Source organism: Inhella gelatinilytica (genome assembly GCF_016093295.1).
Lineage (GTDB): Bacteria > Pseudomonadota > Gammaproteobacteria > Burkholderiales > Burkholderiaceae_C > Inhella > Inhella gelatinilytica.
The window spans coordinates 104,742-126,559 of the sequence record NZ_JAEDAL010000007.1 but is presented as its reverse complement, the minus strand read 5'-3'; the positions used below and the strand labels follow the sequence as shown (position 1 = coordinate 126,559).

The 21,818-nt window shown below is 65.1% G+C and carries 17 protein-coding genes; 12 read left to right on the top strand and 5 right to left on the bottom strand.

Annotated features, from left to right (window positions below; all coding sequences use genetic code 11):
• Positions 1-67 precede the first annotated feature (67 nt).
• From I7X43_RS13490 to I7X43_RS13475, 4 genes are all read left to right on the top strand, one after another.
• Positions 68-1,666: a YHYH protein gene (locus I7X43_RS13490; protein WP_198101470.1), complete on the top strand. Its 1,599-nt coding sequence runs from the start codon at positions 68-70 to the stop codon at positions 1,664-1,666.
• Positions 1,667-1,686: 20 nt separating this feature from the next.
• A complete protein-coding gene (locus I7X43_RS13485; protein WP_198101469.1) occupies positions 1,687-2,259 on the top strand; it encodes a hypothetical protein in 573 nt (190 codons plus the stop codon).
• 60 nt (positions 2,260-2,319) lie between these two features.
• Positions 2,320-3,612 carry a hypothetical protein gene (locus I7X43_RS13480; protein ID WP_198101468.1) on the top strand — a complete coding sequence of 431 codons (1,293 nt, stop codon included), beginning with the start codon at positions 2,320-2,322 and terminating at the stop codon, positions 3,610-3,612.
• A gap of 152 nt (positions 3,613-3,764) precedes the next feature.
• Positions 3,765-5,546, top strand: coding sequence for a hypothetical protein (locus I7X43_RS13475; RefSeq protein ID WP_198101467.1), 1,782 nt, complete (start codon positions 3,765-3,767; stop codon positions 5,544-5,546).
• Between the two features lie 46 nt (positions 5,547-5,592).
• Here I7X43_RS13475 and I7X43_RS13470 read toward each other — a convergent pair whose 3' ends face one another.
• Positions 5,593-6,024: a hypothetical protein gene (locus I7X43_RS13470; protein WP_198101466.1), complete on the bottom strand. Its 432-nt coding sequence runs from the start codon at positions 6,022-6,024 to the stop codon at positions 5,593-5,595.
• 309 nt (positions 6,025-6,333) lie between these two features.
• Entirely contained in the window at positions 6,334-6,645 is a 312-nt protein-coding gene (locus I7X43_RS13465) for a hypothetical protein (RefSeq protein WP_198101465.1), read from the bottom strand.
• 182 nt (positions 6,646-6,827) lie between these two features.
• Between I7X43_RS13465 and I7X43_RS13460 the strand changes: the two genes are divergently transcribed.
• From I7X43_RS13460 to I7X43_RS13445, 4 genes are read left to right on the top strand one after another with little or no spacing between them, the layout of a single operon-like run.
• The gene (locus tag I7X43_RS13460; protein WP_198101464.1) at positions 6,828-8,426 is read left to right on the top strand and encodes a metallophosphoesterase family protein; all 1,599 of its coding nucleotides are present in this window, start codon (positions 6,828-6,830) and stop codon (positions 8,424-8,426) included.
• Positions 8,423-10,012, top strand: coding sequence for a metallophosphoesterase family protein (locus tag I7X43_RS13455; RefSeq protein ID WP_198101463.1), 1,590 nt, complete (start codon positions 8,423-8,425; stop codon positions 10,010-10,012). Before I7X43_RS13460 ends, I7X43_RS13455 begins: the two co-directional genes overlap by 4 nt.
• On the top strand, positions 9,994-11,421 hold the full coding sequence (locus I7X43_RS13450) for a metallophosphoesterase family protein (RefSeq protein WP_198101462.1): 1,428 nt from the start codon (positions 9,994-9,996) through the stop codon (positions 11,419-11,421). The genes I7X43_RS13455 and I7X43_RS13450 overlap by 19 nt, the downstream gene beginning before the upstream one ends.
• The gene (locus tag I7X43_RS13445; RefSeq protein WP_198101461.1) at positions 11,418-12,938 is read left to right on the top strand and encodes a metallophosphoesterase family protein; all 1,521 of its coding nucleotides are present in this window, start codon (positions 11,418-11,420) and stop codon (positions 12,936-12,938) included. The genes I7X43_RS13450 and I7X43_RS13445 overlap by 4 nt, the downstream gene beginning before the upstream one ends.
• A 22-nt stretch (positions 12,939-12,960) precedes the next feature.
• Here the strand turns inward: I7X43_RS13445 and I7X43_RS13440 are convergent, their stop codons facing one another.
• Positions 12,961-13,386 (bottom strand): c-type cytochrome, encoded by a 426-nt coding sequence (locus tag I7X43_RS13440; RefSeq protein ID WP_198101460.1) that lies wholly within the window; start codon positions 13,384-13,386, stop codon positions 12,961-12,963.
• A 123-nt stretch (positions 13,387-13,509) separates the two neighbouring features.
• Here I7X43_RS13440 and I7X43_RS13435 point away from each other — a divergent pair, with 123 nt between their 5' ends.
• Both I7X43_RS13435 and I7X43_RS13430 read left to right on the top strand, forming a co-directional pair.
• Positions 13,510-14,193, top strand: a complete 684-nt coding sequence (locus I7X43_RS13435; protein WP_310737571.1) for a GntR family transcriptional regulator — start codon at positions 13,510-13,512, stop codon at positions 14,191-14,193.
• 8 nt (positions 14,194-14,201) lie between these two features.
• Positions 14,202-15,431: an endonuclease/exonuclease/phosphatase family protein gene (locus I7X43_RS13430; protein WP_198101459.1), complete on the top strand. Its 1,230-nt coding sequence runs from the start codon at positions 14,202-14,204 to the stop codon at positions 15,429-15,431.
• 33 nt (positions 15,432-15,464) lie between these two features.
• On the opposite strand, the gene I7X43_RS13425 is transcribed toward I7X43_RS13430, so the two are convergent.
• Complete coding sequence (locus I7X43_RS13425; RefSeq protein WP_198101458.1) at positions 15,465-16,751, bottom strand: YihY family inner membrane protein; 1,287 nt, start codon at positions 16,749-16,751, stop codon at positions 15,465-15,467.
• A gap of 38 nt (positions 16,752-16,789) precedes the next feature.
• Here I7X43_RS13425 and I7X43_RS13420 point away from each other — a divergent pair, with 38 nt between their 5' ends.
• Positions 16,790-17,191, top strand: a complete 402-nt coding sequence (locus tag I7X43_RS13420; RefSeq protein ID WP_198101457.1) for a DUF2069 domain-containing protein — start codon at positions 16,790-16,792, stop codon at positions 17,189-17,191.
• Entirely contained in the window at positions 17,192-18,604 is a 1,413-nt protein-coding gene (locus tag I7X43_RS13415) for an FAD-binding oxidoreductase (protein ID WP_310737570.1), read from the top strand.
• On the opposite strand, the gene I7X43_RS13410 is transcribed toward I7X43_RS13415, so the two are convergent.
• Positions 18,558-21,803, bottom strand: coding sequence for an efflux RND transporter permease subunit (locus I7X43_RS13410; protein WP_198101456.1), 3,246 nt, complete (start codon positions 21,801-21,803; stop codon positions 18,558-18,560). The two genes, I7X43_RS13415 and I7X43_RS13410, sit on opposite strands and share 47 nt — an antisense overlap.
• Positions 21,804-21,818 lie beyond the last annotated feature (15 nt).

Below are 21,818 nucleotides of genomic sequence, written 5' to 3'. Positions count from 1 at the left end.
AATCGTCGCGCTGCCGTTTCTAGCATTTCCCACGAAGTTCACGTTGAACTTGCCGCAGGGAATCACCATGCCCCACCCTTCTACGATCTTCAGCATTCCCTGCGGAGCGTTCGCTGCCGCAGCGGCACTGACCCTCGCCGCCTGCGGCGGAGGCGGCACCACAGATGCAGTCCCCGCACCTGCACCTGCCCCTGCACCTGCACCTGCACCTGCACCTGCACCTGCACCAGGTCCCGCCGGCTTTTCACTCGCCAGTCCGCTGGGGGTTGATGGCAGCGAATTGCCCGCCGACTACACCTGCGACGGGCCCGGCTCCAGCCCGCCGCTTGCCTGGGCCAATCCGCCCGCCGGCACCCGCGAGTACGCGCTCTTGATGAGCACGCTCCCTGGCGATGGCAGCATCAAGTACAACTGGGTGCTCTACAACATCGCCGCCAGCCGCACGGCTTTGGCGCGTGACGCCTTCGGCGCCGGCACGCTCGGTGTCGGCAGCGACGGGCCGATGGCGGCCTACCAACCCCCCTGTTCCCAAGGACCGGGTGCCAAGATCTACACCTGGACGCTGTACGCGCTGTCCGCCAGCCCGACCCTGGCCAGCGGGCCCGTCACGGGCGCCCAATTGGAGGCCGCGCTGGCGCCCCTGACCTTGGGCAAGGCCACGCTCAATCTGAGCTATGCCAGAACCGCCGCTTCCAGCGGCAGCACCGCACCCTGTGCGCTGGTGCGCAATTCAGTGGCGGTTTCCACCACCGGGCGCCCGACGGTGGGTTGCGACGCCAGCTACGCCTACATAGGCTCGGACGGCTTGACGAGCCACACCATGATGGACGGCATCACGGCCACCAACCTGCAAGTCCCCATTGCGCAAAACTTCTACGGCACCAAGGCCTGGCGCATTCCCCTGAACCCGGCCGTGGCCGCCACCTCCACGTCGGCCGTGGACGGCCCGATCGGCATGGCCATCAACGGTGTGCCCATCTTCAACCCCTGCAAGCAAGGCGGCTGCCAAAACGGCGACACCAAGGTGCTGGGCGAACTGGACGTCTGCAACGGCCACGCGGGCCGGGCGGACGACTACCACTACCACGCCGCCCCCGTCTGCCTGATGGCCACCAAGCCCGCGAGCTATTGGGACACGCACCCGCTGGGCTGGGCGCTGGATGGCTTTGCCATCTACGGCTACAACAACGCCGATGGCTCACCGGCACAACGCGACGGTGTGTGCGGCGGCAACACCAACCCAGTGAGCAATGGTCCCGCTGGCTACAGCTACCACGTGACCGACGCGTCGCCCTACGTGCTCTCGTGCTTCCGCGGCACCCCCAGCCCGGACCTGGCCGGACAGAGCGCCAAGTTCAGCCCCATGCGCCAGCCCCCGGTGACGCCCTTTGGTGTGTCGCAAATGACACTGACCCAAGATCCGTCAGATGGCTACCAAGTGCTGCAGTTCACGAGCGCACGCAGCTTCACCACCACGGAAACGGGCAGTGACAGCTATGCCAACGGACCGGGCACCTATCGAATTCGCTACCAGCGCCTCGCCGGTGCAGCCTTGGAGACACTGCTCGCCCAAACCGCCAACAAGGGCAAGTCCGCCTGCTGGAACTTCCAGTTCACCAGCGGCGCAGGCACCCCCACGCAGCCCACCATCACCTACTGCCGCTGATGCGACCGAGGAGAAGCGTCATGAAGTTCTGGATGGTTTGTCTCTGGCTGCTGATCGTGGGGCTTGGGTCCAGTGCGGCACAGGCCCACGAGATGGAGGCGGACCGTCTCACCCTGGTACGGCGCCACCCGCAGCAGGTGAGCCTGCGCTTCCATATGGACCTCGTCAGCCTTATGCACCGCAGCCTCGCACCGCAGTTGAGCGATGCGGAGTTCCTCGTCCAGACGGCGGCGCTGGATGCCGCCGCCTTCCGCACACAGTTTGAACGCCTGCAGCTCCGGATCCAGAGCAGCACCCAATTGGCACCCGCCCAGGGCGCTTGGCAAGCCCCCACACAATGGCAATGGCCCACGCCCAGCCGGGTGCAAACGCTGATCCAGCAACGCGCCATGCAGTCGGTCGTGGCCCCACATGACCACGCACACGGCCAGACCCTGGAGGTGAGCGCGGAGTGGCTGTCCAAAGCCCCCACGGCCGCCGTTCAACTGCGTTTGCCCCCCGAACTGCCGCGCGTGCTGGTGGTGCACTACGAACCCCAGCAACGCTGGGTGCGCAGCGCCCCCGCGGAGAAACCGCCCCTCTTCCGCTTTTGAAGCGCCTTTGAAAAGATCTCACCCATAAGCCCCCAGCTCTACACCTGCACTGCCTGGCTTTTGCTGAGCCTCAGCACCGGCCTCCACGCCAACGACGCCCCACCGCCGCGCGGCGAGCCGCCGGCGGAACAGCGCCGCCCACCGCGGGACGGCGACCGACCCCGCTCCCCGCGTGAGGGCGCACAGCGCTATTCGCTGCAGCAAGCCATGTCGGATCGCGCCCAACTCCACACCATTGCGTTCAGCGGTTTGGCGTTTTTGACAGGCGACTTTGCGGCGGACACCTTTCTGCCCCCGGGCAAGGTCTCGGACTATTTCGGCTTTCAATACATGCGCGACATCGATGCCGTGCAGGGAGGCCACAGCCCGGCCTTTCTGACGCGGATCGCCTTCAACACCCTGGCCATCTTGACGCCGGCACAGCGTGCCCAATTGATCGAGGCGGCCAAGCAGCAGCAAGCCGATGTCCGACGCTTCGCCCTGTTGCGCCTGCCGTTGATCCAGGCCTTCCGCCAAACCCTGGAGCGCAGCGGCCCGGCCGCCAAGGCCCCTTTGAGTCGTGCCGCCGTTGTTGCCCATTCCGCGGCCTTGTATGAACTCGACGGTCGGATCGCATGGGCCCGTGCCGACGCCATGGGCCAAGTCATCCAGGGCCTGAGCGCCGATCAGCGAGCGCAATTGGCCCGCCTGAAATTCGGCGACTCACGCACCTGGCCCGATGCACCCGACCCCGCAGAGCGCCGCAGCCTGCCCCACGACTTGGACGTGGCGATGATGACCCACGCCAGCGAGCTCTTTGCCTGGCAAGGGGGCAGCCTGGAGGCCGACACCTACTTCTGCCCCGAACGCCACGCCATGTACTTCGGCGGCTTTGGTCTCAAGACCGCGCCAGCCCTTGGCAAGCAAGACTTCTCCATCAGCACAGCGCTCACGGGCGACTCCGGCGCCGACTTCCTCACCCTGCTCAGCCCCACCCAACGCGCGCTGATCGAGGCCCTGCCCGACCGCCAGCGCGCCCAGTTGCAAGAGATTGCGTCGGTGCGGCGCGAGATCGCGCATGAGTTGCGGCGTTTCCTGGTTGGCGAGCGCCCCGACGCGCAAAGGGTCCAGACCCTTTCGCGCCGCTACGGCGAACTGGACGGTGAATTGGCGTACCTGTACGTGCAAGCCTTCGCCCGGGTGGGGCAGGACCTCAACCCCGCACAACGCAGCGCGCTGCAGCAGCTGCGCGCCCGCAGCCCCCACGACCCGCGCGACCCCAAGGGCCCGTTCCTGTATGCCGCGCCGTTGGATGCCGCAGGGATGGCGGAAGCGACAAGGACCGAGGGCTTCTTTGGCGCGGACAAACGCTGAGGCGCACGGCATGGCGCGGGCACGGGCACTGCGCCATCCGCCTGGCTCGCGCCGCGGTCGTTTACGCGGTCCACCGCCATGACGCCGATGTCATCGTCTCGCAGGTGCACCGGCCTAGATTGGACGCATCCAGACTACACACGAGCGCAGCCATGTGGCCCTCCCATTCGAAATCAGCGTCCATCCCTCGGCAGCACCGCGTCTGCGTCCTTGCTGTGGCGGCCTGCCTACCGGCCTGCGGTGGCGGTGGCGAGGAGCTCTCCGCAACAGCGAGCGAATCGCACCGTCAGCCCCTTTCGGTCGCCGTTCAGCCCGCCGCCCCGATCGCCCAGCCTTCCGCGGCAATTGACACAACACCCACCTATGACAGCCTCAGCGGCATGCTGTCGCTCACGGGCGTTCCGGTCAACATCGAGGGAGGCCGCACCTGCTACGACGCCAGCTTGCGCACCCTGTCCACCGCCCCCACCTACCGCCTGGAAGTCACCTCCGCCACCGCCCGCTCCTGCGCCAACCCCCTGCCGGCGTGGGGTGGGTTTGATGCCGCCACGGGGCTGCTGACACTCACCGGCTTGCGCGTGGTCATGGGGGCCGACAGCCGTTGCTTCAACGTCGAACTCACCCAGCGCGCGGCACCCACGCTGCAATTCGAACTGACCGGCGCCAGGGCAATGCCCTGCGACGACCCCAGCGCGCAATTCACGATGGCGCAAACCCTGTCCGACGGGGCGCAACGCACCACCCTGGCCTTTGCAGGCTTGGCCCTGCTGACCGGCAATCTCGAGGCGCAGTCGTTCTTCCCACCCGGCAAGGTGGCCGACTACACCGGCTTCCAGTACCTGCGCGACAACGACCCAGACAACATGGGTCACAACACCAGCTTTCTCACGCGCATCGCCAACAACCTGTTGTTCATCCTGAAGGACGAGCAGCTCGCCAAACTCAAGGCGCTCGCCGCAGCGCAATTGCCCCTGAGCAACGAGTACGGACTGCGCCGCTTCGCACTGATGAAAGCCTTCCGACGACTGGCCGATGGCGACTTGCCCCTGGGCAGCCCCGGTCTGAATTTGGCGGCGGTTCAAACGGCCTCGCGTGAGTTGTATCTCTTGGACGGGCAAATCGCCTTCGACCGCGCGGTTTTGTACGCCGACATCCTGCGCTCGCTCGATGCCACGCAACTGGCCTACTTGGCGGCAATGAAAGGCAAGGGCTGGTCCTCCTGGCCGGACGTCACGGACGCACAGGTGCGCAACAAGCTGCAAGGACTTCCCGCTGGAACCGCCGTGGCTGTCATGACCTATGCAAGCGATCTCTACAGCTGGTGGGCCGGTTCCCTGGCGGCTGATGTGTACTTTTGTCCCGAGCGGCACGGCACCTATTTCGGCTCGTTCTACATCAAGGACGCCCCTGCCATCGGGCACGAGGGCTACAGCATCGACGAACAACTCACAGCCACCGCAGGGGCCGTGCTGGTCGATGCCGGCTTGGGCTACGTGAACCCCACGCAGGCCCAGCTGATGTCCAGCCTGGTCGATCGCCAGCGTGGCCATTTGTACGGCACCCCGGGGGCGAACATCGTGGAGGTGCGGACCGAGATCGCCACCTTGTTGCGTTCGCTTCAGGATCCCCGCACCTCACCACAAACCGTTCAAGCGCGCGTGCAGGAACTTTCGGCCCGGTATGGCGATCTCGACGGCGCCAACAACCACGCCTATGCCACCGTCTTCGCGGCCGTTAAGAACTCGCTCAGCGCGGAACAGAAGACCAAGCTCACGGCCCTGCGCAAGACCATCCTGTCGGGCCGCTATGCGGACGGAACCGCGTTTGACTTCTCGGGGGCCGCAACAGCCTACCTCTATGCCGAGCCCATCAAAGACAGCACGGTGTTGGTGCCCTACCTGGCCAACAACGACCGCTTCTTTGCCGCCCCGTGAATGGAAAGGCGCGCTCGAAAGCGCGCCCTGACTCTTGCGGCAAAGCCTATGCCGACCGATGGATGATCGAGCCCGGTCTGTCCCATCCAGCCTCCTTCAGTCGCTGGACCAGGGCCGACCGATCGTCGGCGCTCAGATTCGCCAAGTCATAGCCGCCCAGAATGTCTTTCAGCGTCTGCAGTTGTTCCAGATTGGCCGGACGAGGCGCGGGCCCTGCCTCGGTTCTCTCCGGGTGCAGATCGGCAGGATTGAAGCCCGCGGAAGCGATCGCCTCGCGCAGCGCGGGGCCTCTTTGGATCCCCGCCGCCGAAAAGGCCTTCTTGATCGCCTCCACATCGCTGCCACTGAGGGCGTTGGCGTCGTACTTCTCCAAGACGGCAAAGACCTCGGCCCGTTTCTCGGGACTCAGCGGCGGCTGCCGAGGCGCTTGCCTTGAGGCATCCAGCGCAGGTGAGGGGCTTGCATTGACGTTCAGCATGTGAGTCTCCTGGTTGAGCTATTGAAAATCACGACCGGATCCGACCCACCGCACTGGGCGTCCGAGCGGTACCGAAGCGATGACCGTCTCCCAAAGGGAGGTCCTCACCCCGGCATCGAGCACTCTCTCTCAGGCCGCCCACCCGACGATGACACTTCGGTCATGTCAGCCGACCGAGCATCCGATCCGCCCGGGGCCGGCAGACAGGCCAACCCAACGGCGAATGGACGAACCCAGCAAGTGCACACGCGGCCGGCTCGGGGGCATCGCCCCCTTTCGGTCGGCCGCGCAAAAGGCTCTCAGCCCCCGTCAAGGCGCACTGGCCGCGCGCTGGCTCGGCTTGGCTCGGCCGGCCGCCTGATCGGCCTTTGCCGCCGAGCGCGCAGCCTGCAATTGCGCCTTGTCCCGCTGCAACGCTGCGCGATCGGCCGCCACTGCCGCCCGATTGCCCGCGGCCTTGTCGGCGCGCAGGCGGGCCTTGTCGGCCTCGAGTTGTTGCTTGGCCTCCGCCACCGCGGGCTTGGCGTCTTTGGCCACCGCCGGGGCACAGAGCAGGAGTGCAGATGACAGCGCGAGGCCGGCCGCGCGCAGGATGGATGGAATGACGTGGAATCGGTGCATGGTGCCTCCTACGGCTGAGGTTGACGGGACAGCCTCATTGCAACCCGTCATGCCGCCGGGCGGATGACAAGGCTGTCACCCGACGGTTCCATGACGCACTTGTCATTCACCCAAGGGCCAGGGTTCCTAGCATCGAGCCCGAGATGAAGCCCTGATTGGGGCAATCAAGGAATCCCATGCCCATGCGTCGCCCCCCTCGCCACCCGAAACCCTCCCCGCGCTGGGCCAGCCTGGGGGCGGCTCTGCTGGTCTTGAGTGCTTGCGGCGGCGGTGGCTCGGCCGAGAGCCCAGCGCCCGTGCCTGTGCCCACGCCAGCCCCCGCGCCGAGCCCGGCTCCAGCCCCCACGCCCGCACCCAGTCCGGCTCCGGCTCCGGCTCCTGCGCCAAGCCCAGCTCCGGCACCCAGCCCCGCACCGGCACCCAATCCAGCGCCGGCGCCCGGCACCAGCAGCTTCCGCGGCAACGTGGTGTTGGGCTCGCCGACCGACAGTGGCATCAAAGCCAACGTCTACGCACCCGATCAGTCGGGCACGGTGTGGCTGGCCTACGGCACGCGCTCGGGTGCGCTCGACACCCAAACAGCGGCCCAGCCTCTGCAGGCGGGGCAGCCGCTTGAGATCGCCTTGACCGGGCTGAGCGCCAACACGCGCCACTACTACCGCCTCTACTTCCGGCCCACCGACGGCACGGCGGGCGCTCCTGGTGACGAAGCCAGCTTCATGACTGCGCGCCCCGCCGGCAGCAGCTTCACGTTCGCCCTGCAGGGCGACTCGCACCCCGAGCGGCTCAAGTCCCAGTTCGATCCGGACCTCTACACGCGCACCCTGACAACGGCCGCGGCCGACCAGCCCGACTTCTACGTGCTCATGGGGGACGACTTCAGCGTCGACACGCTGGACCCCACCACCATCGACTCCGCCAAAGTACGGGAGCGTTACACCCTGCAGCGCCCCTACCTGGGCCTGATCGGCCGCCAAGCCCCGCTCTTCCTCGTCAATGGCAACCACGAACAAGCCGCGGGTTACCTGCTCGATGGCACAGCCAACAACGTGGCGGTGTGGGCGCAGAACGCCCGCAACAGCCTCTATGCGCAACCGGCCCCGGATGGGTTCTACGGCGGCAACCCCACCCCTGTGCCGCACATCGGCTTGCTGCGCAACTACTTCTCATGGACCTGGGGCGACGCACTCTTCGTGGTCATCGACCCCTATTGGCACTCCCCCGTCGCAGTGGACAACGTGTTTGGCGGCTCGGACAAGCGCAGCAACATGTGGGATGTGAGCCATGGCGACGCCCAGTACCAATGGCTGCAGCGCACGCTGGAGGGCAGCCGGGCCCGCTACAAGTTCGTCTTTGCGCACCACGTGATGGGCACAGGCCGTGGTGGCATCGAGCTCGCCAAACAGTGGGAGTGGGGCGGCGAAAGCGCCAACGGTCAGTTTGACTTCCCCCTGAAGCGCCCCACATGGACCGAGCCCATCCACCGTCTGATGGCCCGCACCGGCGTGACGATCTTCTTTCAGGGGCATGACCACATCTGGGTCCGGCAAAAGCTGGACGGCGTGACCTATCAGACCGTCTCCGAGCCGGCCGACCCGAACTACACCCTGTGGAACGCCGACGCCTACGCAAGCGGCGAGAAGTTCCCCAACAGCGGCTACACGCGTGTGCGGGTCGCCCCAGACGGCGTGCAGGTGGACTACGTTCGCTCGTACCTGCAGCGCGACGAATCCGCCACCCGTGTCCACGGCTCCACCGCCTTCAGCTACCGCCTGCCATGACCACCACCACCCGCATGCGCGCCTTGAGCGCCACCCCACTGCTGCTTGCCCTGCTGGCCTGTGGCGGCGGTGGGGGCAGTTCCGCGCCCGAACCCGCTCCGGTGCCTGCGCCGACACCCGCACCCGCGCCTACTCCAGCGCCTGCACCCACTCCGGCACCCACACCTGCGCCCAGCCCGGCTCCAGCACCCGCGCCCGCTCCCGCGCCCACACCTGCTCCCGCGCCGGCACCGTCGGCTGCCTTCGATGGCACGGTCCTGCTCGGCGCACCCACGCTCAGCACCATCACGCTCAAGCTGCTCTCCGCCACCCAGTCCGGCCAAATCAGCGTGGCCTACGGGCCCGCCAACGCTGGGGCCCTGCAGCAGACGGCCAGCAGCGCCTTGCAGCCGGGCGTCCCGCTGGAAATCAGCCTGTCCGGCCTGAGCGCCGACACGGACTACCGCTATCAGGTGCAATTCCTGGCGACGGGTGCGGGCGCCGCCAGCACCACTGGTGAGGCGCGCTTCCACACCGCCCGCGGGCCGGGCAGCTCGTTTGTATTCACCCTTCAAGCGGACTCGCACCTGGACGAGAACTCCAGCCTGCCGGTGTACCAGCGCACCCTGCAAAACGTGCTGGCGGACCGCCCCGATTTCCACATCGACTTGGGCGACACCTTCATGACGGAAAAGCACAGCGACCCCCTGGTGGCCCTGGTCGACGACGCCGACAGCCCCGAGGTGGTGAACCGTCGCTACGTGTACGAGCGCACCAATTTCGGTGCCATCAGCCACTCCGTGCCGCTCTTCTTGGTGAACGGCAACCACGAAGGCGAGCTGGGCTGGCTCGCGCCCAGCAACAGCCCCAGCAACCTACCTGTGTGGGCCACCCAGGCCCGGCAGCGCTACTTTGCCAACCCCCAGCCGGGCATCTTCTACCGCGGCGACACCCTGCCCGACCCCCTGGTCGGCGCACGAGCCGCCTACTACGCATGGACGTGGGGCGACGCCCTGTTCATCACCCTCGACCCCTACTGGAACAGCCGTGCGCAGGCCAGCAAGGATGGCTGGAACCTCACGCTGGGGGAACGCCAGTACCGCTGGCTGGCCGACACCCTGGCCAGCAGCACCGCCAAATACAAGTTCATCTTCATCCACAACCTGGTCGGCGGCCTGGACGGCCAAATGCGCGGCGGCATCGAGGCGGCCCCCTTCTACGAATGGGGGGGCAAGAACGCCGACGGCAGCGAAGGCTTTGCGACCCACCGCGCCGGTTGGGGTGTGCCCATCCACACCCTGCTGGTGCAGCACAAGGTGTCGGCCGTGTTTCACGGACACGACCACCTCTACGTGAAACAGCAATTGGACGGGGTGGTGTACCAAGCCGTGCCCCAACCCAGCGCCGTGAACTTCTCCAGCGGCGCAACGCTGGCGCGTGACTACCACTACAACTCTGGCACCATTCAAAGCAGCTCGGGCCATTTGCGCGTGAGTGTCGGCCCCAGCGGCGTCACCAGCGAGTACGTGAGGGCCTGGCTACCCAGCCAAGAAACCAGCACCCGCCGCAATGGCCAAGTGGACGACCGATGGACCGTGACACCCTGATCCCCGCCCTGCGCAGCCTGAGACGCCTGGTGTGGGGTGTCAGCGCCCTCGTCGGCTTGGCCCTGACGGGCTTCGCGCTCGCGCAGCCCGACGGCGGCGACACGCGCAAGCGCCAAGGGCCCCCACACCAACCCGCCCCCTTTGTCGCGCAACCGGACGTGGACGTCATCTTGGGGCGCCCGGACCTGCGCGGCGTCACGGCCCTGGTGTTGTCCCACCGGCGCGATGTCGAGGTGCATTGGCGCCACGGCCCCCAGGGCAGCCCGATGGACACCCATCACGTCCTGCGTCTGGTCAAGGGGGACCCCAAGCCCTTGGTGCTGACCGACTTGGCACCGCATCGCGCCTACCGCTACACCCTGAGCGATGCCGATGGGCACCCGCTGGCCAGCGGGCACTTCCGCACCGCACTCCCCGCCGGCAAGACCTTTGGTTTCACGGTCAGCGCTGACACGCACCTCGACCAGAACACCGACCCGGCGCTGTACGAACGGGCGCTGGGCCAGGCGCGTGCCGCCGCGCCGGACTTTCACATCGACCTGGGGGACACCTTCATGGTCGACAAGCACGCCAACCGCGTAGCGGCCGCCCAGCAGTACCTGCAACAGCGGCACTACTTCGGGCAACTGGGCGTGCCGCTGTTTCTGGTGCTCGGCAACCACGACGGCGAAGACCGCAAGCTCTTGCGCAGCGGCACCGAGAGCCTCGCCGTCTTTGCCAATCAACTGCGCAAGCGCCACTTCCCCAACCCGGAGCCCGATGGCTTCTACAGCGGCAATTCGCAACCCGACCGCCATGCGGGCCCGCTGCAGGACTACTACGCCTGGACCTGGGGCGACGCACTCTTCGTCGTGCTCAACCCCTATTGGCACGGCAGCGCCAAGCGTGGTGAAGAGCGCTGGGACCTCACGCTGGGTGAGCCCCAGTACCGCTGGTTGCGAGACACGCTGGAGCGCAGCCGGGCACGCCACAAGCTGGTGTTCGTGCACCAACTGGTGGGGGGTGCCGATCGCCAAGGCCGCGGTGGCGCCGAGGCCGTGCCCTATGGCGAGTGGGGCGGCCTGAACGCCGATGGCAGCCCGGGCTTTGCCCAGCAGCGCCCCGGCTGGGAGGAGCCCATCCACACTCTGCTGGTGCGCACGGGCGTGAACCTGGTGCTGCACGGCCACGACCACCTCTATGCCTACCAGCAGCGCGATGGCATCGTGTACCTGGAAGTGCCCCAACCCGGTCATCCGGGTGACCGACACGAGGGCGATGCCTATGGCTACCGCGAGGGCGTGATCCGTGGCGACGCCGGCATTCTCAAAGTCCTCGTCAGCCCCGACCAACTGAACGTGCATTACCTCAGCGCCGCCCGACCCGGTCAGGTGTTGCACGCCTTCCACGTCACCCCGCGCACCCCATGAGCACCCTCTCCACCTGCCGCTGGGCCGTCGGCCTGCTCCTGCTCGCCCCCCTGCTCGGCACCGCCCAAGACGAGAAGCCGCGCCGCCAGGGGGCGCGCACGGCCCTCGCCCTGCCCGCAGATGTGGTTGAGCTGGAGCGGTTCAGCGTGATCTTGGGCCGCCCGACGGCGCACTCCATCGCCCTCAGCCTGCTCAGCCAATCCGACACGGAAGCCCAGGTGCAGCACCGACCAGCTCACGCCCAGGATTGGGTGAGCGGCCCCTGGCTGCGACTCACGGGCGCGGTACCCCAGGAAGTGGAATTGGCCGATCTCGCGCCCAATCAGGCCTACCGCTACCGGGTGCTGTTGCGGCCCAACGCCCAAGGGCCCTCGCGGATGGGTGCGGAGCACAGCTTCCACACCCAACGGGCACCCGGCAGCCGCTTCGTGTTCGAGTTGCAAGGCGACTCCCACCCCGAGCGCGGCCATCAGTTCCATCCGGAGCTCTACGCCCAAACCCTGCGCGCGGCGGCAGCGGATCGGCCGGACTTCTATCTCACCCTCGGGGATGACTTCAGCGTCGACACCCTGCCCGAGCGCACCGCCGCCACCGTGGCGCAGCGCTACCAACTCCAGCGCCCCTTCTTGGCCCTGGTTGGGCAAACCGCCCCGCTCTTCTTGGTAAATGGCAACCACGAGCAGGCCTCGAGGGCCAATCTCGACGGCAGCCCTCACAACGTCGCCGTCTGGGCGCAAACGGCGCGCAACCGCCTCTTCCCCCTCCCCGCCCCCAACGCGTTTTACAGCGGCAACACCACGCCGGTGGAACACATTGGCTTGCTTCGCGATTACCACGCTTGGACCTGGGGGGACGCGCTGTTCGTCATCATCGATCCCTACTGGCACAGCCCCCAGACCGTGGACAACCCGCTGGGCCATCGCGACAAGGCCGGAGGCGGACGCCCCGCCGGCGACTCCGCCGAAGGGCCGGGTGCGGCGCTCAAAGGCAAGCGGGACCTCTGGGCCATCACCCTGGGAGAGGCGCAGTACCGCTGGCTGGCCGAGACCTTGGCCAGCAGCTCGGCCCGCTTCAAGTTTGTCTTTGCCCACCACGTGCTGGGCACTGGGCGCGGCGGGGTGGAGATGGCCGGCCTCTACGAGTGGGGCGGCAAGGACCCGCGAGGCCGCGACGAGTTCGCCCAGCGACGCCCCGGTTGGCCCCTGCCCATCCACGGGCTTTTTGTGAAGCACGGCGTGACGGCCTTCTTCCAAGGCCACGACCACGTGTTTGTGCGGCAGGAACTCGACGGCGTGACCTACCAAACCGCACCTGAGCCGGCCGATCCCAACTACGCCGCCTACTTCTTCGACCGCTACCGCAGTGGTGACCGCCTGCCCAATTCGGGGCGCATCCGCGTCACCGTAGAGCCTGATCTTGCACGTGTCGAATACCTTCGAAGTTGGCTGCCTGGGGAGCACCCTGCCGGCCAATCGGCTCAGTCACCGGCCTTTGTCTATGAGCTCAGGCCGCGTTGAGGAACAGATGTCCCAGACCTAACTACTTGACCTGGATTCGATTGACGTAATCGATCAATGTCAGGATGCGCGCCCGCACATAGGCTTCGGGGTCGTAGGGGACTTCACCGTAGTATTCCCCTGCTTGCAGGCGGAGTTCACGCCCCCAGACGGGCATATCACGCGTGCCGTGAGCTGCAATTGCCCCGCCTTCAATGACTTCATACATGCGCGCAATCGGCAGCACCCCGCCATTGCGCTTGGCTAGAAGCGTCAAGTCCGTCGCGCTCTTGGTTAACAGTCCCGCGACGGGTCCATTGCCCTTGCCGGTCACGCCATGGCAGGACGCACATTTAGCTTCGAACTCTCGCTTGCCGATATCCACCCGCTCCGGCTTGGCCTGCGCCAAGGCCCCAGAGGCGAGTGCGGCGAGCACGAAACTGACGAGATATGGGGCAACTTGAATCATGAGGCTCTCCTAATGCCCTTCAAGCATGAATCCGACCTGCTCATAAGGCTTTGATTTGCCGCAAACGCTCGGCATGCTTTTTCAGGCTGACTACACTGACAGTTGACCCGCTGAGAGCCCCTCGTGTCCTTGATTCGTCCCGATACCGCAACCCAGCGCATCGTTGATGCCATCACCACGGCCATCGTGGAGCGTCGATTGATGCCCGGCACCAAGTTGGTGGAGCAGCAGTTGGCGGATCACTTTCAGGTCAGCCGTACCCTGATCCGGCAGGCGCTCAACCAACTCAGCCGGAATCACTTGGTTCGCCTAAGACCCGGGCGTGGGGCCTTCATTGCGGAGCCCAGTATCGAGGAGGCCCGTCAAATCTTTGAAGTGCGACAGGCGTTGGAGCAGCAACTGATCCGTCGCATGTGCGCGCAAGCGACCGAACTCGACATTGCCGCCCTTCGCGCCCATCTGGTCGAAGAGTCACAAGCCCTTCAAGGCGGCGACGTTCCGCGTCGGACCCGTCTTCTGGCTTACTTTCACGTTCTGCTGGCTCAGCGCGCGGGGAACCTCGTCTTGGCCGATTTGCTGGCGGAGCTCTCGGCGCGGTGCTCCCTCATCGCACTGATGTATCAAAGTCGTCACGCCGCAGAGCACTCGGTCCACGAACATCAAGCCTTGGTGGATGCCATCGAACGACGGGATGCACCGGCGGCGGAACACCTGATGCACTGCCATTTGGGTCATGTTGAACAGGGCTTGCAGTTGCAACCCCGCTCGACGGACTTGGGCGCAGCACTGAATCGTCACATCACCTGAGCAGATCCATGCGCACTTTTGTTTCCCTGGCGCTCTGCGCGCTGAGTTCATGGGCCCAGGCCCAACCCCTCAAGGTCGCCACCTGGAATTTGGGCTGGCACCTGGATAAGGAGCTGGCGGCCCAATGGCGCGCTTCGTGCAGTGCACCGTTTGAATTGAATCCCCAGACCGGCCGATGGCAAGCGGCGGAGCGGGGGACCGCCGAAACCAAGAAGGGGTGGGAGCTGCCGTGGGGGCGCAACGCGCCCATTGAGTGGAACATTGGCAAGTTACCCCCCTGCAATGTGTGGGAAGTCCAGCGTCAAGCAGTCCCTGTGGAATTGGCAGCCGACACGCAGCGACGCGAGCGCTTGCAATCGGTCCTGAGTCAAGTCAGCGCAGATGTCTGGGCTTTCCAAGAAGTCAGTGGAACGGCGGCTGTGCAGCAGCTTCTGGGGCCGGACTACCGAGTGTGCAGTTACTCGGGTCACAAGGTGCAACGGCTTGCCCTGGCTTGGCGCAAGAGTCTGGGCGAAGGAAGCTGCGACGTGGAATGGCCCTTGGCGCTCCTGGACCGTCCCGAAGCCGAGCAACTCCGCCCTGGACTCGCGCTCACTTTAAATATGAACGGAAAACGCTGGCGATTTCTGACGGTTCACCTCAAGTCCTCCTGCGTTTCGCCCTTGGATGGCCTAGGCGCTTCCAGTCGAGGGCAGTTGGAGGGTGACGACCCCGCCTGTCAAGCCCTCCAGGCCCAGGTGGCCCCGATTGAATCCTGGGTCGAAAAATCGGCACAAGGGATGGATGCTCTGGTGTGGATGGGGGACTTCAACCGAAATTTGGCGCATGAAGACGCCGAACCCCTGAATCGCCCCGTGCGCTCCGACAGTTCAGACGCAACGCAGCCCCTGGTGCCCCCCGCACGCAGCCGCAACCTGTGGCGAGAAGTGAACGATGAGCGCCCCTCGGGCATGCCCCAACTGACGTTGCTGGAGGTTCATTGTGACGAACCCGCCTGCCTGCTAGCGCGGCGCGAAGCGATTTCCCGCGAAGCCTATGGTCAAGTCCGCAACACCTTGGGCTGCCGTAACCCCCTGGGGTTGGACCACATCGTGGTTTCCGCTGGCCTTCGGGCGCCCGAAGGCGCACACAAGGTTTCATTGGGCGCCTGGGGAAGGACCGAGGTCAAGCCAGGTGAAACCGCGGCCTTGGCCCTGTCGGATCACTGCCCTCTGACCGCGGTTTTGACAGGCCCTTAAGCGCACTTGCTCTGGCACACACCGTGTCAGGGCTCAGGACGTGCGGGCTTGATGCCCCAAGTCCGTCTGTCGCCGATCGGCAATCCCCAGCAGCACCGCTACCGAAGTGCGCTCCCAACCACTGGCCCGCCACAGCGCCTCAGAAGCCAGGGTGCGCGGCACGAGCAGTGCATGCAAGAGCGGACTGGCGCTGGTTTCATGGGGATTGCGCAGCAGGACCAACCGCTGGGCTCCTTCCTCTTCCAAACGTGCAACCCAATCCAATCGCCGCAGCGCTTCCAAAACGGGTTCCAGTTGCAGTGGATCCACCCGTTGCGCCTGGGCCAAGGCCAACGGCGTCGCACCGGCGGCCCCACGCTGCTGACGCCCCCACAACTCCCGGATCACACCCAACGCCAACTCATAGTCCACCCCCGGCCCCGGCGGGCGATAAATCAAGCCTTGCGTCAAGCCGGGTGCATTCGCCGCCACCAAGGCACCCATCAATACCACCACCCAGCCCAAATACACCCAGATCAAAAAAATAGGCAAAGTGGCAAAGGCCCCATACACGGTGGCATAGCTCGGGGCGTAGTGAATCCAAACACTCAGTCCCCACTTTCCAACGCTCAGGCCCACCGTCACAAAAAGTGCCCCCAAGACTGCGTGGCGCCAACGCACCAACGTGTTCGGGACATAGCGAAAGAGCGCCGCCACGGCAAGCAGCATCACGACCGCCTGAACGCCATCCAAAAAGGTTTCCATGCCCCCTGGGAGGCGCGTAACGAGGCCCCGGCTCGCTGAAATGGCATAGCTGGTCAAGGCCAAGCTACCCCCCAGCAACAGCGGTCCCAATGTCAGCGTTGCCCAATAAACCAAGACGCGTTGCCCCATGGGACGCGGACGCTGCACCCGCCAGATGGAGTTCAGTGTGCGATCGATGGTCAACATCAAACCCACGCCTGACAGCCCCAAAGCGATGGCACCCACGGTCCCCAAACCCTTGGCCTTCCCAGCAAATGCGGTGAGGCTTTTCAGCACGGGCCGCGCGATGCTGTCCGGCACCAAGTTCGAGAGGAAATACTGCTCCAGCGCCTTTTGAAACGCACCGAACACCGGAAACGCCGTAAAAAGCGCCAAACCCAGGACGATCAAGGGCACCAAAGAGATCAGCGTGGTGAACGTCAGTGAGCCCGCGGTAACGCCAAGACGAAGCTCGCGGAACCGCAATCGGACGCCCGCCCAAGACGCCACCCAGGGCCATTCACGCAAATCACGCCAACTGCCGGCCAATAGACGCAGCCACCCTGCATGCCGCAAAGTTCGGTATCGAAAGTGCATGCGCCGCAGTGTAGAGAGCCCCTTCGTACACTTCCCGCATGGACACCCTTTCTCCCGTATCGAATTCCAACCCCCCCAGCGCAAGAGCCCGTGGAAGCCGTTCGGCAACGCTTACGGCTGTGGTGGCGCTGATTGCATTGGGCGTGCTCTGGGAGACCCTGTGGGCGCCGACCGGTAGCGGTCGGTTGGCCATCAAAGTGTTGCCCCTGTGTTTGGCCCTCCCGGGCCTTTTGCGTTATCGGCTTTATACCTACCGCTGGCTTGCACTCCTGGTCTGGCTGTACATCGCGGAGGGCCTGGTGCGGGGTCCCAGCGGTGTCGGCGTTGAAGCTGCCCTGGGCTGGATCGAGGTCCTGCTGGGATGCCTGGTTTTTGGCTCCGCAACCGCCCACATTCGTTGGCGATTGGCCGACGGTCGGGCCCAGACCGAATCAGCCTGAGTGCACAAGGTGTTCAACGCACAGGTGCTGGCTCTCCAGCAAGAGTTCGGTTCGGAACAGGTTCTGAGCGGCGCCGAAAGCGAGCCCTTTAACCAGGAACCCCGCGGGCGGTTCATGGGTCAAGCCGACTTGGTGCTTCGGCCCCGAACCCGCAGTGAAGTACAGGCCATGGTCCGTGCCACCGCGCGGATGGGTTTGCCGCTGGTGGCGCAAGGCGGTGCCACGGGGCTCGTGGGGGGCGCCACCGCGCAACGCGGCGAAGTCTTGCTGTCTTTGAAACGACTGAATCAGATCCGTCAGTTGGATACCGTGGGGCTCTCGGTGACCGCCGAAGCGGGCTGCATCCTCGCCGATCTGCAGCGCGCCGCGGCTGAAAAGAACCTTTTAATGCCCCTGAGTTTGGCGGCCGAGGGTTCCTGCACCCTGGGTGGGAACTTGGCGACCAATGCGGGCGGAACGCAGGTTCTGCGCTGGGGCAATGCCCGGGATTTGTGTTTGGGCCTTGAGGTGGTGACCGCTGATGGCGACTGTTGGTCCGACCTGGATGGCCTGCGCAAGGACCATCGCGGCCTGAACCTGCGCGACCTGTTCATCGGCAGCGAAGGCACGCTGGGCATCATCACCGCCGCCGTCATGAAGCTGGCACCCGCGCCGCGCAGCCGCATGGCGGCGTGGGTCACCCTGGATTCGCTGGCCCAGGCGCTGGACCTGCTCTGCAGCGCACGCACCGTGCTGGGAGACGCCCTGTCCGGTTTTGAGGTCATGGGCGAGGCCGCACAAACCTTGATCGCCCCCCTGCCCCTGCCCGTTGCGCCTTGGGCGGTGCTACTGGAACTTTCCAGCCCGCGAGACGAGGCGCCCGTGCGCGAGGACTTGGTGGCCTGGTTGGGCCAAATGCTGGAGCGGGCTTGGGTGCGCGAGGCCTGTGTGTCGCATAGCCTTGCGCAATTTCAGGCGTTTTGGGCCCTGCGCGAATCGATTCCCGGCGCTCAAACCCGCGCGGGGGGTAACCTCAAGCACGACATTTCACTGCCGCTGCGCTGCATTCCCCAATTCGTCCATGAATGCGAAGCCGCGCTGGCCCAGCACTTTCCGGGTGCGCGTCCCGTCGTCTTTGGGCATCTGGGAGATGGAAACCTGCACTACAACATCGCCCCCCCCGAGGGCCAGACACTGGCCACCTTCAGCGCTCAGGAGCCGCTGATCAATCGGGTGATATTCGATCTGGTTGCGAAACACCAGGGATCCTTCAGCGCGGAGCATGGCATTGGTCGACTGCGAGCTGAGGAACTGGCCCATCGAGGCAACTCGACGGGCCTGGCGCTGATGCACCGCATCAAGCGCGCTTTAGACCCTCAGAACCGACTCAACCCAGGACGGGTGCTGCTTGCCTCGCGCCCCGACGGCCCCTGAGCCGCTGAACCAGCCCCCAGGCGCCCCACCCCACCAAGACCAGCGGTGCCAAAGCCAGCAGCAGGATCGACACCAGGATGCGGCCGATGACCTCCAAGCCCGTCACGCCCAGCGCGTAACCCCGGCCTCGAGCGGCAAAGCGCGTGCGGAAATTCGCCGCCATCTTGCCTTTGAAGATTTCGAGCGAGTCATAGAAGCTTGGCACCATCAAGAGCGTCAGCACCGTCGAGGTGATCGTGCCACCGATGATGGCCACCGCCATCGGACGGTAGAACTCGCCCCCTTCACCCACCCCAATGGCCACGGGCAACATGCCCGCGATCAGCGCGAAGGTGGTCATCAAAATCGGACGGAACCGCTTGCGCCCGGCGTGCATGAGTGCCTCTTCACGATCCACACCGGCCTTTTCCTCCTGTCGCGTGGCGTCGAGCAACAAGATGGCATTTTTGGCCACCAAACCCATGAGCATGATGACGCCAATCAGGCTCATCAAGTTCAGCGTGCCCTTGGTGAGCAGCAGGGCCAGCACCACGCCGATCAGCGAAAGCGGCAGCGAGAACATCACCCCCAGCGGCGCACTGAAGCTATTGAACTGAATCACCAGCACAAAGTACATCAGCGCAATGCCCGAGAACAACGCGGTGACCATGGCAGTGAAGACCACCTGCTGATCGCGGGCCGAGCCCGCCAGCTCAATGCCGTAGCCCGGTGGGAAGTCGATCTTTTCCGCCATCTTCTTGGCCTCAGCGGTGATTTCGCCAGGCGACCGGCCTTGGGCATTGGCGCTGACCGTAATCATGCGCTTGCCATCGGCGTGCTGAATCTGCGAGGGACCCTTGCCCATGCGCACGGTAGCAATCTGGTCCAACGGCACCATGCGGTTGCTGCCCGCCACCGCAATCGGCAGGCGCTCAATGTTGCTGGCATCCACCCGATCCTGCGGGTGCAAACGAACGGCCACATCCCGCGTTTCACCGGCCGGATCGACCCAATCCCCCACCTCAACGCCCGCAAACGCCACGCGCAACGCTTGGGCCGCATCGGCCACCGAGATGCCCAGTTGGTTGGCCAAGCCTCGGTCGAGTTCGATCTGCAACTCTTGCTGCGGATCCTGCTCGGAGTAGCCGATGTCCACCGCCCCCTTGATCGTGCGCATTTGCTGCATGAAACCGGTGGTGATTTCCTGCAGCTTGCGCGTGTCTGCCCCATAAAAGCGGATTTGGACCGGCTTCTGGGCGCCGTTGTTCAGGTCATCCAGAACCACGAACTCAGCCCCCACCAGCGTGGCCATGCGCTCGCGCAGTTCAGACGCCACTTGGGTGGCCGAGCGCTTGCGCTCCGTGCTCTTGCCGATATCCACGTAAATCCGGCCACCTGCGGCGTTCGGATAGGCGCTGGTGTGCCGCGCTTCCTTGATTTGACGCGCCTCGGTCGCGGCTGCATCCAGCTTGCGCTTGCTGTACTCCAGACTGCTGGACGCTGGCGTGCGCACATCAATGGCCAGGAAACCCGCATCCGCTGCGGGCAGGAAGGACGACCCCCCCCAAATCGCCTGCGCCCCACAAGAGGCCTGCAAGGTCGTGACGGCGATCAGCGACATCAGCAGCCGGTGCTTCAGGGCCCAGGCAATGACCTTGCCATACCGGTCCGCCTGGTGGTCAAACCAGTGGTTGAAGCGCTGCAAGAGGGCGGAAATCCCCTTCTTGGGCGCCTCGTGATAGCCCGGAGGGTCTCCCCAGTACGCGCTCAACATCGGATCCAGCGTAAAGCTGATGAGCAAGGACACGAGAACCGAGGCCACCACCGTGAGGGCAAAGGGCTTGAACCACTGCCCTGGGCCCGATCCCATGAAAGCCACGGGCACAAAGACCGCCACGATGGCAAACGTGGTCGCGGCCACCGCCAGCCCAATCTCAGCTGTCCCCTCGCGCGCCGCCGTCACCCGATCACTGCCCCGCTCCATGTGGCGCACGATGTTTTCTCGGACCACGATGGCGTCATCGATCAAGACGCCGATGGCCAAGGACAGGCCCAGCAGGCTCATGAAATTGAGCGAAAAACCCATCAGCCAAACCGCAATGAAAGCGGCCAGCACCGAAGTGGGCAGTGACAGCGCGGTGATCAGCGTCGAGCGCCAGCTGTTGAGAAAGACATAGACCACGAACACCGTCAGCCCGGCACCAAACACCAAGGCATGAATCACGTTGTACAGGCTGCTCTCTGCATCCTTGCCGCCGTCTTGCGTCACTTCCATCAGGGTGCCGCCAGGCAATTCCTTCTTGATTTCATCGACAAGTTTGCGTACCTCGTTGGCCACCGTCACCGTCGAAGCCTCACGCGATCGCGTGATCGAAAGGCCCACGTTGGGTTTGCCATCCCTGAGGCTGAAGCCGGTCAGGTCGGCAAAACCATCCCGCACCGCCGCGACTTGCCCCAAGCGCACCACATCGGTTCCGCGGCGCTTAACCACCATTTGCTCGAATTCAGCGGGCGACTCGATGCGGCCAACCAAGCGGATGCTTTGATCCGCAAATTCACCACGCACTTTGCCCACCGGGGCCGTGGTGTTCTGCGCCCGCAACGCCGCGACCACCTCAGTGACGGAGACACCAAATTCGCGAAGTTTTTCTGCGCGCAGCAGGACCGACAGCTCCCGGCGTAGGGCCCCGTTGACGTTGACGACGGCCACCCCAGGAATGCCGCGGAATCGTTCGGCCAACTTGTCCTCGACCAACCGCGACAGCTCCGCATGGTTGAGCGAAGTGCTGGTGAGCGCAAGCTGCATGATGGGTTGCGCGCCCGGATCAGCGCGCGTGATCACGGGCTCGCGAATCTCGGTCGGCAACTTGTGGCGCACCGACGCGATGGCATTGCGCACCTCATCTGCCGCCTCAATCATGTTTTTCGAGAAATCGAACACCACGGTGATGCGCACACCGCCTTCGACCGCCGCAGACTGCGTTCGGTCGACGCCCGAGATCGAGCTCAAGGATTTCTCGATTCGGTTCAGCACCTCCCGCTCGGCCGTGTCGGGCGACGCGCCGGGATAGCTGATATTGACAAACAACAGCGGGGGCTCGATGTCTGGGAACTGGTTGACGCGCAGTTTGGTCAACGCCAACACCCCAAGCAACATCATCCCAATGATGACCACAACGGTCGCAATGGGTTTGCGAATACTGAAATTGGACAAGAACATGGACGGCTCCGGTCC